This window comes from Rhodovulum sp. PH10 (assembly GCF_000293785.1).
Classification (GTDB): Bacteria; Pseudomonadota; Alphaproteobacteria; order Rhizobiales; family Xanthobacteraceae; genus Rhodoplanes.
On record NZ_AKZI01000105.1, the window covers coordinates 44918 to 57983 of the forward strand.

At 69.3% G+C, this 13066-nt stretch carries 12 protein-coding genes; 7 read left to right on the forward strand and 5 right to left on the reverse strand.

Features of this window, described 5'->3' with window-relative positions:
• The first annotated feature begins 167 nt into the window (after nt 1-167).
• Nucleotides 168-572, forward strand: coding sequence for a peptide-methionine (R)-S-oxide reductase MsrB (gene msrB, locus A33M_RS16685; RefSeq protein WP_008389468.1), 405 nt, complete (start codon nt 168-170; stop codon nt 570-572).
• 465 nt (nt 573-1037) lie between these two features.
• The gene (locus A33M_RS16690) at nt 1038-2396 is read left to right on the forward strand and encodes a glycosyltransferase family 39 protein (RefSeq protein WP_157223528.1); all 1359 of its coding nucleotides are present in this window, start codon (nt 1038-1040) and stop codon (nt 2394-2396) included.
• 214 nt (nt 2397-2610) lie between these two features.
• Here the strand turns inward: A33M_RS16690 and A33M_RS16695 are convergent, their stop codons facing one another.
• From A33M_RS16695 to A33M_RS16710, 4 genes are all read right to left on the reverse strand, one after another.
• Entirely contained in the window at nt 2611-3231 is a 621-nt protein-coding gene (locus A33M_RS16695) for a transglutaminase-like cysteine peptidase (RefSeq protein WP_008389473.1), read from the reverse strand.
• Nucleotides 3232-3813: 582 nt separating this feature from the next.
• Nucleotides 3814-4428, reverse strand: coding sequence for a PilZ domain-containing protein (locus A33M_RS16700; protein WP_008389476.1), 615 nt, complete (start codon nt 4426-4428; stop codon nt 3814-3816).
• A gap of 85 nt (nt 4429-4513) precedes the next feature.
• Entirely contained in the window at nt 4514-6124 is a 1611-nt protein-coding gene (locus A33M_RS16705) for a DHA2 family efflux MFS transporter permease subunit (RefSeq protein ID WP_008389485.1), read from the reverse strand.
• A 14-nt stretch (nt 6125-6138) separates the two neighbouring features.
• Nucleotides 6139-7164 (reverse strand): HlyD family secretion protein, encoded by a 1026-nt coding sequence (locus tag A33M_RS16710; protein ID WP_237718402.1) that lies wholly within the window; start codon nt 7162-7164, stop codon nt 6139-6141.
• A gap of 308 nt (nt 7165-7472) precedes the next feature.
• Between A33M_RS16710 and A33M_RS16715 the strand changes: the two genes are divergently transcribed.
• On the forward strand, nt 7473-8282 hold the full coding sequence (locus A33M_RS16715; RefSeq protein ID WP_083850516.1) for a TetR/AcrR family transcriptional regulator: 810 nt from the start codon (nt 7473-7475) through the stop codon (nt 8280-8282).
• Nucleotides 8283-8360: 78 nt separating this feature from the next.
• On the opposite strand, the gene A33M_RS16720 is transcribed toward A33M_RS16715, so the two are convergent.
• Nucleotides 8361-8936 (reverse strand): PAS domain-containing protein, encoded by a 576-nt coding sequence (locus A33M_RS16720; protein WP_008389489.1) that lies wholly within the window; start codon nt 8934-8936, stop codon nt 8361-8363.
• 356 nt (nt 8937-9292) lie between these two features.
• On the opposite strand from A33M_RS16720, the gene A33M_RS16725 reads away from it, so the two are divergent.
• The 4 genes from A33M_RS16725 (at nt 9293) to A33M_RS16740 (ending at nt 12816) form a co-directional block, all read left to right on the forward strand.
• Nucleotides 9293-10033, forward strand: coding sequence for a rhomboid family intramembrane serine protease (locus tag A33M_RS16725; protein ID WP_008389490.1), 741 nt, complete (start codon nt 9293-9295; stop codon nt 10031-10033).
• A 206-nt stretch (nt 10034-10239) separates the two neighbouring features.
• Nucleotides 10240-10671 carry a CBS domain-containing protein gene (locus tag A33M_RS16730; protein ID WP_008389491.1) on the forward strand — a complete coding sequence of 144 codons (432 nt, stop codon included), beginning with the start codon at nt 10240-10242 and terminating at the stop codon, nt 10669-10671.
• A 368-nt stretch (nt 10672-11039) separates the two neighbouring features.
• Nucleotides 11040-12275 (forward strand): lytic murein transglycosylase, encoded by a 1236-nt coding sequence (locus A33M_RS16735; protein ID WP_008389496.1) that lies wholly within the window; start codon nt 11040-11042, stop codon nt 12273-12275.
• Nucleotides 12276-12549: 274 nt separating this feature from the next.
• Nucleotides 12550-12816: a hypothetical protein gene (locus A33M_RS16740; protein ID WP_008389498.1), complete on the forward strand. Its 267-nt coding sequence runs from the start codon at nt 12550-12552 to the stop codon at nt 12814-12816.
• The last annotated feature ends 250 nt before the right edge of the window (nt 12817-13066 follow it).

Consider the following 13066-nt stretch of genomic DNA (forward strand, 5'->3'; position numbering starts at 1 on the left):
ATAAGACCGGACGATTTTTCTCAAACCGGTGCGAATTTCGACGGAACCGCCCCAGGAGGTACGCCCGCAGGGTGCAACGGGCGCCGGGCAGCCCTACATGACGGACGGCCGCCCGGCCGAAAACCCGCCGGCCGGCAGAACGATACGACGAACCCCCGGAGAGCGACATGGAGGCAAGAACCTATCCCGTCACCCGGACCGACGCGGAGTGGCGCGCCCTGCTCACCCCCGAGCAATACGAGGTGATGCGCCGGCACGGCACCGAGCGGCCCGGCAGCTGCGCGCTGCTCGCCGAGAAACGGCCCGGCCGCTTCACCTGCGCCGGCTGCGGGCAGCCGCTGTTCGTGTCGAAGACCAAGTTCGAGAGCGGGACCGGCTGGCCGAGCTTCGTCGACCCGGTCGAGGGGGCGGTCGAGACCACCCAGGACCGCAGCTTCGGCATGGTGCGCACCGAGGTGCACTGCTCGCGCTGCGGCAGCCATCTCGGCCACGTGTTTCCGGACGGCCCGCCGCCCACGGGGCTGCGCTACTGCATCAACGGCGTGGCGATGAATTTTTCACCGGAGGCGTGAGGCCGGTTTTGAAGGCTCCCGTTCGGGACCTCGGGCACGGTGCTGCCCCTCGCCTCTCCCCGCCTTCGCGACCCGCTCGCGGGGAGAGGTCGGAACCCGAACCGGCTCGGACGCTGCCGGCGGGGAGCGTTCGCAGCCCGAACCGCGTTCGGCGCACCACCGAGAGCGCGTAGCCTCACAGCCACGGCGACCGCCCGGCCCGCGGCTCGTCGCCTGCGATACCGCCCCGGCTAGCCACCCGCACGACGATCGCTCTCTGCCCGGTATCGGCCGGGTCGCCAACTGGACACCTCCGGCCGGAGCGGCCTATATCCGCCGCAGCAGGAGGCGCGCATGCTCAAATATTTACGTCTTTTTCCGATCCTGATCGCGTGTTGGACCGGCATCTTGATCGCCTAGTACGCTCGTTCTTATTTCTTTCTTTTCGACGACACGGCTCTGGTGACCACGGCCATCGACACGCCGGTGGCGGCGATCTTCACGCAGCCACTGATCGGCTTTTACCGACCGCTTCCGTTTCTCCTGCTGAAGCTGCAAGCGGGCGTTTTCGGCTGGCAGGATCCGGCCGGCTACTCGATCGTCGCCATTCTCGTCCATGCGGGATCGGCCGCCGCATTCTACGCGCTGCTCGCGCGTGTCGGGCTCGGCGAGCTGGCGCGCGGCCTCGCCGCCATGCTGTTCCTGGCATCGCCCTGGGCCTCCGAGGCGACCTGCTGGATGAGTGCCTGCTTCGATCTTTGGGCCGTCTTTCTAGGGCTCCTGTCGCTCCTCGTCTTTTGCCGCTACCTGGAGCGGCGAAGCCGGACCGCATTGGCGATCGCCACCGTGATCTTCGCCATGGCGCTCCTGTGCAAGGAGAATGCGGTGGTCTTCGGTGCCGCCTTCGCCGCCTTGGCGATCGGCAAGCTGGGATGGCGACGTTTTCCGGCGGTGGTCGTCGCCGTCCTGCCGATCGCCGGCGTGACGCTGGTGTATCTCGCGGTGCGCTCGGCGATCCTCCCCGACCTCGGTGGCGCCTATGGCACGGCCGGAGCGTTGTTCGAGAACGCCCCGCTGGTGGCGAACGCGGGCACCTACGTGCAAGGCATTCTCGATCTCGGGCCGAAGCTTCCGGCGGCTGTTTCCTTCGTAGCGTTCCTCTATTTGGCCGGGATGACGGCGTGCCTCGTGGCGGCGTGGGCGAGACCTCGGGCCGCCGCGATGTGCGTCGGGCTGTTCGTCGTCCTGCTGGCCCCGGTCCTGTGGGTGCCGGTGTCGCTCACCTCGACCGGATCGGGTCGATTCCTTTATGCGCCGGCACTGGCTTTGCTGGCTCTGGTGGGAATCGGGGCCGAGGTGATCCGGCAGTGGTCGACCGCCTCGAAGTCGGCGGCACACGAAGCATCGGCCGCGATCGCCGGCGGGTCGTCCCTGCGGCGGGCGGGGCGGGCAGCCTTCGCCATTCTCGTCGGCGTGACGGTCGGCGTGGCATTCCTGTCCGCCGGCGACCAGGTTCGCCTTTGGCGTTTCGCCACCGACACCGTCCGCAACACCGTGGCCTATCTTTTGGCTCAACCGACCTTCGCGGGCCCGGCCGTGCACATCACCAACCTGCCGCTGCAGACCGTCGAGGGGCCTTACCTGCTCAAGACCTACAACCTTCATCATCACCTGGCCGCGGCCGGGCGAGCCGGGAGGTTCGACATCTCGGCGGACGGCGTGATGGTGTCGGCGCGCGATCCGGCGGTCGTGGTGCCGCTCGGGAGTGACCCGTTCGCGGATCCGCATCGGCCGGAGGCGACGGTGATCACCCTGCCGCTGAAAGCCCTGCGCCCGGGGAACTGACCTCGAGGCCCTGCGCCCGATGTCACGCTCGGATACGGAAGCGGTTCCGACCGCCCCGCCCGGGCACCGTCCAAAAAAGATGCGGCCGACCGTTGGGGGACGGTCGGCCGCGCGCAATCCCGGTCTGGGACGGGGAGGGGTGGGGACGTGACCGGGGTGCGTAAGCTCCTGCTGCTTGGTCGCCGATTGCGGGCGACCGGTTCGAACTATCCGTTCATTTCGCGGCGGCGGTGGCCGTCGCCGGACGCGGATCGCCGAGCGCCACCCAGGTGTTCGGGTCCGACTGCGACTGCCGCTTGACGAAGCGGTAGCCGGTCTCCATCCACGGCAAGACCTCCTCGACCTGGTTGTCGAGAACGTACTCGCCCTTGTCGGTCTTCACCGTCAGCACGGCGTGACCTTCGTCCTTGTGATCGCGCACCACGGTGACCAGCAGCGCCTCGCGCGGCCACCCGGCGTCCATCAGCATGCGCCGCTTCAGCAGCACGTAATCCTCGCAGTCGCCGTAGCCGTCGTCGGGATACGACCACTTCTCCACCACGCCCCAGTGCTCGAGGTCGGTCATCGGTCGGATGGTCTCGTTGACCCACCGGTTGACCTCGACCAGATCGCGCCAGGCCCTCGTCGTGAGGACCACGTCGCGCGGCGTGGTGGCGCGCACCGCGCATTCCCGCGGATTGTCGGCGCAGAACGCCACCCAACCGATCGGCGCGCGGGCGGTCGGGCCGATCGAGGCGTAGATCGGCCGCTCGAGCGCGGCCGCCTGGACCGAGACGGCGCCGAACGCGACCGCCGCGATCACCGCCGAAATGGTTCCGCCGCAACCCTTTTTCATGTTCGACCCCTCCCGTCCTCGCAGGATCGAACCTCGCATAAAACCTTTGCATCCGACCTAAGTCGATATCTTCAACTTGAATGGTTTTTGTGTTGACGTTCGTTTCCATTCTCTACGACATCGTATTTGCATTGCATAAAACACGAACCATCTCGAATTGAATAAAATTGTCGGCATTTACATTTTTGTCGTTCTATCTCAATGCGTTACCGAAGCGCATCGGGCGCCGCCACGATTTCGCCCTCCCTATGTTCGTACTCCTGCTCGTGGACCCCGGCCGTTCTCTCGCCTGGCGCGTGCGGCTTTTCGGTGGCGAAACGGCCTTCGTGCGGCCACCTTTTGTTTACCAGGGGCCGAGGTCGGACGGATCGGGACGAAAGTTCCGAGGACACGACCGGACGCCGACGATCCCCCTGCCCGCTCGGCCGGTCGGGGCGAAAAAGCCTCGGTCCCGCAGGGCGTTCGATCGAGGGCTCGCGATGTCGAACGGGGACGACGACCACGCAAACGCGAGAACGCCGGCGCGACCGCGTGCGCGGACGGCCGGCGTCACCACAAGCCCGGGGCAAAAGCCCCCGGGCGTCACGGCAAAAGGTTGTCCTCGATGGAATCGGGATGCTGCAGCCGGGTGAACTCGACGGCAAAGCCCTCGTCGAGATGGCGCACCACCCGGCCCTGGATCTTGCCGATCGTCACCAGCGCGCCGACCGGCGGGCGCTGATCGGTCGAGACCGCGGCGCCCGACAGCGAGGCGTCGATCACCCGGCAGCGCAGGTTCAGGCCGTTCGGCATGACGAGCTGGGTGAACGGGTTCTTCGGCGCGAAACGGCCGTGGCGGCGATCCTCGGGCAGATTGAGGATGCTGCGGTTGGCGAGCCAGGTGAGCTGGGCGGCGAGCTTGTCGCGCTTTCTCGGCGTCGCCGAGAAGGTCATCGCGAAGCCGGTCTCGAACACCCGGGTGATCACGCCTTCCAGGCGGCCGACGTGATCGACGTAAGCGACCACCCGCTCGCCCTCGAAGCCGCTGACGGGCGCGATCATGGCGAGCCCGCCGGGCGACATGTCGACCACTTGGCAGGGATATTCCCGCCGGTCCTCGAGCATGTAGCGGCCGAGCAGGTTGACCTTGACGCGCTGGAACCGGCGCCGCTCCTTGGCCAGAGCCCGCAGGCTCGCCTTGCGATCCGCCACCTCCATCGTCGCCGTGCTCCCACTCTCCGGACCAGCCACCTTATGGCGCGGACCGTTAACGGGCGGTGTCCCGACCCGGCGCGGAGGTGCCTCAGTGCCCGCCACCACCGCCGGCCGGGCCACCGGGCGCCGCGGCCGCCTTCGGCTTGTGGAGCAGCAGGGCCGCGAAGGTGAGCGCGCCGAACAGCACGGTGAGCACCACGAAGACGTCGGCGAACGCCATCACCAGCGCCTCGCGCCGCACCAGCGCCGCCAACCGCTTCAGCGCCATCATCTGGTCGAGGCCCGGCCCGTAATCGGCAAACTGCGCGGTCATGCTCGCCAGCATCTCCTCGGCGACCGCCCTGCCCTCGGCGACCCGCTCGTGCAGGCGGACGAGGTGGAGGTCCATGCGGTGGTTGAGCACCGTGTTGATCACCGCGAGCCCGACCGCGCCGCCGAGATTGCGCACCAGGTTGAACAGGCCGGAGGCGTTCTTCAGCTCGTGCACCGGCAGCGTCCCGAGCGCCAGATTGGTGATCGGCACCATGCACAGCATCAGCCCGGCGCCGCGCAGGATCTGCGGCACGAACAGCTCCCAGAAATCCCACTCGGCGGTGAGCCCCGTGACCATCCAGGTGCCGAGCGCAAAAGCGCCGAAGCCGATCATCATCATGATGCGCGGATCCATCGACACCGACAGCTTCCCGGAAATCGGCGCGGTGAAGAACATCACGATGCCGGTGACGAACATCGTCTCGCCGATCATCATCGCGTCGTAGCCGCGCACGCGGGCGAGATAGACCGGATAGAGATAGGTCAGGCCGTAGAGCCCGACGCCCATCACGAACTGGAACAGCGAGCCGAGCGTGAAGTTGCGGTCGCGATAGGCCCAGATGTCGACGATCGGCTCCGGCGCGGTGAAGGCACGCCAGAAGAACAGCACGCAGCCGACCGCCGAGACGATGGCGCACATCAGCACCGCCCGCTCGTCGAACCAGTCGTGGTTCGGCCCCTCCTCCAGCACGTATTCGAGGCCGCCGAGAAAGCCCGCCATGCCGGCGAGGCCGAACCAGTCGAAGCGGCGCAGGAGCGCGAGGTCGGGCTCGTCGAAGTCGATCAGCAGCACCGCGGCGAGCGTCACGCCGATGCCGGGAAAGACGTTGACGAGAAACAGCCAGTGCCAGGAGAAGGCCTGCGTCAGCCAGCCGCCGACCGTCGGGCCGATGGTCGGGGCGATGGTGGCGACGAGGCCGATCAACGGCGTGACGATCGCCCGCTGGCGGCCGGGAAACAGCGTGAAGGAGGCGGCGAAGACGCTCGGGATCATGCCGCCGCCGATGAAGCCCTGGATCGCGCGATAGACGATCATCTGCTCGATCGAGCCGGCGGTGGCGCACAGCGCGCTGGCGAGCGTGAAGCCGGCGGCCGAGATCGAGAACAGCACGCGGGTGGAGAGCGCGCGGGCGAGGAATCCCGACAGCGGGATCATCACCACCTCGGCGATCAGATAGGCGGTCTGGACCCAGGAGATCTCGTCGGCGGAGGCCGACAGGCCGGCCTGGATGTCGGCGAGCGAGGCCGAGACGATCTGGATGTCCAGGATCGCCATGAACATCCCGAACACCATCGCCAGGAACGCCGCGACCCGCCAAGGATCGATCCGCTCCTCGTCGGGCATTTGTCGCGGCGCCGCGGCGGCGGACATGGTGGTGTCGGTCATGACAGGCCGTGCGGTCAAGGCGTGCGGGTGTCGACGTCGACGATCACCGAGAGGCCCGGCCGCAACAAACCCTCGCGGGCGATGTCGGCGGGAACGGCGATGCGCACCGGCACCCGCTGGACGATCTTTGTGAAGTTGCCGGTGGCGTTCTCCGGCGGCAGCAGCGAGAAGATCGAGCCGGAGCCGGGCGCGAGGCTCGTCACGGTGCCGACGATGTCGCGATCCGGAAAGGCGTCGACATGCAGATGCGCCACCCCGCCCGGCCGGATGCCGGCGAGCTGGGTCTCCTTGAAGTTGGCATCGACATAGATTTGGTCGAGCGGCACCAGCGAGGCGAGTCGCTTCCCGGCCGTCACGTAGTCGCCGACCTGGACGCCCTTGTTGGCGATCACGCCGTCGAACGGCGCCCGCACCACGGTGAAGTCGAGATTGCGCTTCGCCTGGTCGCGGGCGACCCGCAGCTCGGCGGCGACGCGGGAGGCCTCGGCGCGCTGCGCTTCGAGCACCGCGACGTTCAGCTCGGCGGCGGCGACCGCGCTCTTGGCGGCGGTCTCGGTGGCGCGCGCGCGGTCGCGGGCGGCGGTCGCGGTGTCGAGCGTCGCCTTGGCGCCGGCCTGGCGCTGATAGAGGTCGCGGGCGCGCTCGAAATCGGCCTCGGTGCGGGCGGTGTCGGCGGCCGCCGCGTCCTGCTGCGCTTTCGCCTGATCGATGCCGATCTTCGCCGCGGCGATCTGCTGGTCGATGCGGGCGAGCGTCGCCTGCTGGGTGGCGAGCTTGGCCTCGGCGCCGTCGAGCGCGAGGCGGTAGTCGCCGTCGTCGAGCACGACGATCGGATCGCCGGCCTTCACGTGCTGGTTCGCCTCGACCGGCACCGACGCCACGAAGGCCGCGACCTTGGCGGCGAGCGTCGCGTTCTCGGCACCGACATAGGCGTCGTCGGTCGACACCATGAAGCGGCCGACCGTCCACCACTGCCAGCCGTACCAGGCGCCGGCGCCGAGCACGACCAGCGCCACCACCGGCAGCACGCGCTTGCGCAAACCCCCGCCCTTGCCCTTTGCGGGCGGAGCGTCGGCCGGCTGCGACGGCGGAGCGGACGTCGAGGGGGGCGGTTCGCCGGTCCGCTCCGCCGGAGGCGCGGACGGCAGGATGTTTGGGGGATCCGTCCGTGCGATATCGAGGCGTTCGGTCGTTTTCATCGCGAGTCGCTGGTCGAGGTGGCGATCCACGGTCGCGGCCCATTGACCGAACCGTTCGGTTCGATATTGACTAAGCGATCGGCCGTCCGATATCAAGAGCGAACCGAACCGTTCGGTTCGATAATTCTACCATGCAGCCGGGGACGACGATGCAGCCAGGCGAAGCCACGCCGCGCGAGGGCGGGACCACGGGCTCGCCCGCCGAGGAGGCCGGAGCCGAGGAGCGCCCGGCGGTACGCCGCCCGCCGGACGAGGCCGGAAGCGCCGATCCGAGCCGGCGCGGCCGTGCGCCGGCGGGCACCGACCCGGCAAAACGCCGCCAGATCCTCGAAGGGGCCGACCGCGTCTTCTCCACCCTCGGGTTCGACGCCGCCTCGATGAACGACATCGCCCGCGAGGCGCGGGTCTCCAAGGGCACGCTCTACGTCTATTTCCAGAACAAGGAAGAGCTGTTCACCGATCTGATCCGGGTCAAGCGCCACCAGCACTGCGGCGAGCTGTTCGAGCCGATCCCCGACGACGACGACGTCCGCGCGACGCTGCTACGGTCCGGCACCGCCTTCACCCGCATGATCACCTCGGACTGGTCGCTGCGGGCGCTGCGCGTCGTCATGGCGGTGACGGAGCGGATGCCGGAGGTCGGGCGCGGCTTCTATATCGACGGCCCGGGCCGCGGCAAGCCGATGCTCGCCGACTATCTGCGGCGGATGACCGAGCGCGGTTTTCTGAAGGTCGACGATCCGATGCTGGCGGCAGCCCAGCTCGGCGAGCTGTGCCAGGCGAACCTGGTGAAGCCGCGGCTCTTTCGCATGATCGACGAGCCGCCGACCGAGGCCGAGATCGCCCGCGTGGTCGGGCGCGCGGTCGACATGTTTCTCGCCTTCTACGGCACCGGCAAGATCGCCGGGACCGCCGAGACTGCCGGGGACGCGGCCCCTGCCCCGGCGGACAGTGAATAGCGAAGTGGCGAGTAGCGAGTAGCGAGTAGCGAGTGGGGAGTAGCGTGTGGTGCGCGGGTCGGCGCGGCGGCGCGACCGTCAGTCGGTGCGGCCGCCTTCCAGCACCACCAGCGCCGGCCGGCCGCGCCGCTCGGGAATCGTCGGCACCAGGCTCGGGGCGATCCGCGGCGACAGGTTGCGGAAGGTGCCGAGGCCGAGCCGCTGCACCGGCTCGATGCCGATCCAGTACGGCGTCTGCAGCGGCGCCAGCACCCCGATCATCCGGGCGTGCACCGACATCCGGTGAGCGAGCGGCAGCAGCAGGAGCTCGAGCGGCAGCGGCGGCTCGGTCGCGGTCTCGGCGAGCACGCCGACCACCATGCCCGACACCTCGTCGGCGACCCCTTCCACCAGCGACTCGGCCATCGGCCGCGAGGCGCCGTCCCACAGATCGAGAAACGACGCGCCCTTCAGCTCGCGGCAGAACAGCCCGCACAGGCGCGTGCCCGCGAGGCGAAACGGATGCCCGTTGCGCGAATCGTAGGTCAGGACGAAAGAGTCGCCGAGCACCTTGCGGAGCGCGCCGGGATCGACCTCGTCGCGCTCCGGCGCCGGACGATGGCCGCGCAACGCCGTCCAATATTGAAACAGTTCGCGGCTCGACGGGTGTTTCATCGCGCTCACGGTCTCGATCCGGGATCGTGATGGTCGGAGATCGTCCGGCCTCGGCACACCGAGCGGCCGCCCCATGCGGTCGCCCCACCGACTCGGCAGCCGGTGTGCCGTGATAGCCCGAATCCCCTCCCGGACGGTCGTTTACCCTCCAGTAAGGTTAATGGTTGCAGCGCACTCGTGTGGATCTACCCGAACGCGCGTCGAGGTTTTCCACACCGCGCCTTTTCCCTTCTGGCACAGAGATTTCCGGGCACCCGCTCGGGTGGAGCGCGAACAGGCGCCGCAAACGGCCGGACGCGGCTTGCTTGCAGCCGGCGCGCCCTCGGCCTATCTCTGCGCGATACGCACGGGGCTTCATGACGCGACGCAACGAACCCATCCTCAACCTGCCGGGCGTGATCACCGGCATGATCGCGGTGTTCGTTCTCGTGCACGCGATTCGCACCTTGATGCTCACGCCGCGCCAGGACGTCGAGCTTCTGCTCCTGTTCGCCTTCATCCCGGCGCGCTACGCCCCCGCCCCCGGCCTCGACATGGTGTTTCCGGGCGGGCTGCCGGCCGACCTGTGGACCTTCGTGAGCTACGGCTTCATCCACGGCGACCTCACCCATCTCGGCTTCAACGTGCTGTGGTTCCTGCCGTTCGGCAGCGCGGTGGCGCGCCGGTTCGGGACCGCGCGCTTCCTCGCCTTCTTCGCCGCCACCGCCGCGACCGGCGCGGCGATGCACCTCCTCACGCACGATCACGAGTTCGTGCCGATGATCGGTGCCTCGGCCGCCATCTCCGGCTGCATGGCGGCGGCGATCCGCTTCGTGTTCGAGCTCGGTGGCCCGTTGAGCGTGTTTCGCGAGGCCGACGACACCGCCTATCTGGTGCCCGCCGCGCCCCTCTCCACGGTGCTCCAGGACGGCCGGGTGATCGCCTTCCTGGTCGTCTGGTTCGGCGTCAACATCCTGTTCGGACTGGGATCGGTGGGGATCGCCGGGATCGACCAGCCGGTCGCTTGGCAGGCGCATATCGGCGGCTTTTTGGGCGGGCTCCTGCTCTTCCCGCTGTTCGATCCGGTGCCGGGCGCCGGCGCGCTCGACACCGAGTGAGCTTTTAGCGCCTCTCCTTTCTCGACCTCCCGCGGCCACACTCTCGCCCCGCGTGCGCCTTGCTCACAAAAAACTTCTGCTCGATGATCGGCAGATCGGCCCGGCGGGAACCCGGCGGCGGCCTTGCTCCTTGGTCGCAGAGGGATCCCGCCCGCGGCTCGACAACGACAAGAGCGCGGCCGCCGGGCCGGCACACGGAGGAAAGCGTGACCGTCAAGACGATTCTCGACCGCAAGGGCTCCGACGTCGCCACCATCGATCCCGCCACCAGCGTCGCGACCGCCACCAAGACGCTCGGCGAGCGCGGCATCGGCGCGCTGGTGGTGACCGGCACCGAGAGCCGCGTCATCGGCATCGTGTCGGAGCGCGACATCGTTCGCGCGCTCGGCACCCGCGGCGGCGAGGTGCTCGAAACGCCCGTGTCGGAGATCATGACCCGCAAGGTCGCGACCTGCACCCAGCACGACACCATCGACGAGCTGATGCAACAGATGACCGAGGGAAAATTCCGCCACGTGCCGGTGGTCGAGCACGACCGGCTGATCGGCATCGTCTCGATCGGCGACGTGGTGAAGTCGCGCCTCGAGCAGATGGAGCAGGAATCGGACGCGCTGCGCGACTATATCCGCACCGCCTGATCCGGCCCGCTCCGCGCGGCCGACCGCTCGTCGGCCCACGACACCGCTTGCACGGCATGTTCCGTGCGATATCGCTCGTGCGGCAGGGTCGCCGCCCGGTGGCACGTGCGGCCGAAAAAACAACCGCCGGCCGACCTCGATCGGCCGCGCGGCGTCGCGTCGCGCCGGCCCTCCCCTCTCGCCCGCGTCTCGCCCACGTCTCGCCCACGTCTCGCCGGCGTCTCGCCGGCCCTCGGCCGGCTTCGGCGTGCTAGGCTCGCGCAAAGCGAATCGACCGGGAGAATCGCGTGCCCCCCGTACCGGTGCCCTCCGCGCTCGCAGACCGTTCCCCTGCCACCGACGGCGCCCCGTCGGATGCGGGCACGTCCTTGCCCACCCGCCGGCGGCTGTTCGGCCTCGCCGGCGCCCTCGCCGCCGGCCTGATCGGCCTCGCCGCCGGCGCCACGCCCCTCCTCGCGCGCGAATCGTTCGAGAGCTGGCGCGCCGGCTTCAAGGCGCACGCGGTGCGCCGCGGCGTGTCGGCGGAGACCTACGACCGGGTGATGGACGCCATCGAGCCGGACACCCGCGTCTTCGCGCTCCAGCGCGCCCAGCCGGAATTCCAGGAGGCGCTCTGGCAGTATCTCAATCGCCGCGTCTCCGACTGGCGGATCGTCACCGGGCGCCAGCGCGCCCGCGAGGAGGCCGCCCTGCTCGGGAGGCTCGAGCGCGACTACGGCGTCGACCCTTATCTGCTGGTCGCCCTGTGGGGGGTGGAATCGAGCTTCGGCGAGGTCATCGACAATCCCAAATACATGCGGCCGGTGATCCCGGCGCTCGCGGCGCTCGCCTGGGGCGAGCCGCGCCGCCGCCGCTATTGGGAGCAGGAGCTCACCAACGCCCTGCGCATCGTCGATCGCGGCTGGGCCTCGCCCGACGAGATGATCGGCTCGTGGGCCGGCGCCATGGGCCACACCCAGTGGATGCCGGAGGTGTGGCTCAATGTCGGGGTCGACTACGACCACGACGGCCGCATCTCGCCGTTCGGTCGGCCGGACGACGCGCTCGCCGGCACCGCCCGCTATCTCCTCAAGCGCGGAAAGTACCGCGCCGGCGAGGCGTGGGGCTGCGAGGTGCGGCTGCCCGGCGGGCTGTCGCGCTCGCACATGAACGGGCGCGCCTGGCGCACCTATGCCGAATGGGCCTCGCTCGGCGTGCTGCGGGCAGACGGCGCCCCGTTCCGCCACCCGTCGCACCGCGTGCGGCTGCGCCGGCCGGTGTCCGGCGGCCCGGCCTTCCTCACCGGTCGGAATTTCGAGGCGGTGCACTCCTACAATCCCGCCTTCTCCTACGCGCTGGCGATCGCCCATCTGTCCGACCGCATCCGCGGCGGCGATCCGTTCGTGCAGAATTTTCCGGGCGCCGAGGAGCGCACGCCGACGCTCGCCGAGATCCAGGAGATCCAGCGCCGGCTGACAAAACTCGGCTTCGACACCGGCGGCACCGACGGACGGGTCGGCAGCACCACCATGCGGGCGGTCGGCGCCTATCAGCGGAAAGTGGGCATGAAGCCGGACGGCTATGCGGGGCTCGAGCTGCTGGCGCGGCTGCGACGGGGATCCTGAGGCCGGCGCGCCGTTCTCTCGGCTCTTGGCGACGACGGGACACGATCGCCTCGTCCCGAGGGCCGCCGGCGGCGGCGTCTCGACGGACGAGGTCGAATGGGCGAGGTCGAACCCTGCCCCGCTCTCGGCACCGGCCGAGCCGCCTTCCCGTCCGCGGTGGCGGCAGGCGCGCCGTGCGGTCTTCACTGTGCTGCGTGCGGCGCGCTGCTCGGCTCTTTTACACCCTTGAGGATTAGCTACCTTCCGCTAGAATAGCCCGGCCGGGGAGGTCGCCATGGATCTGGTCGCCACCACATTGGTTTCCGAGACCGCCATCCACGCCCGTTTCGCCGACTGCTCGAATCTCGCCCGCGCGCGTCAGTGGTTCGAGTTCGAGGTGCCGCTCGCCGATATCGGCCTGCGGACCGTGCCCGATCGTCCCGCCTCCAACAGCGAGGCGCGGTTCATCACCGAGGCGAAGCTGGCCGCGCTGCGCTATCTGCACGGGGTCATCGCCGCCGAGATCGAGCGCTTGTCCGAACCGCCGGCGTCGGACCGCTGAGAACGGTTTTCGAAGCTCGCTTCTCTTCGCGCCGCAGGCAGCGCGAGCACCGCGCCGTTCACGGGACGCCGGAGTGATCCGCGATGCGAGCGCCGGTCAGGTCGGCCGCGGCAGCGGGTTCGGCGCGATGTGCGCGCCCCGTCGCGTGGTCAGCGGCTTCGCCCGCACCGGCCGCGCCCCGGGTGCGCGATCGCCGCGCCCCGCCGCGCCGCCTTCGCCGGGCGTGCCGGCCCGCCGCCGCCGCAGCCGG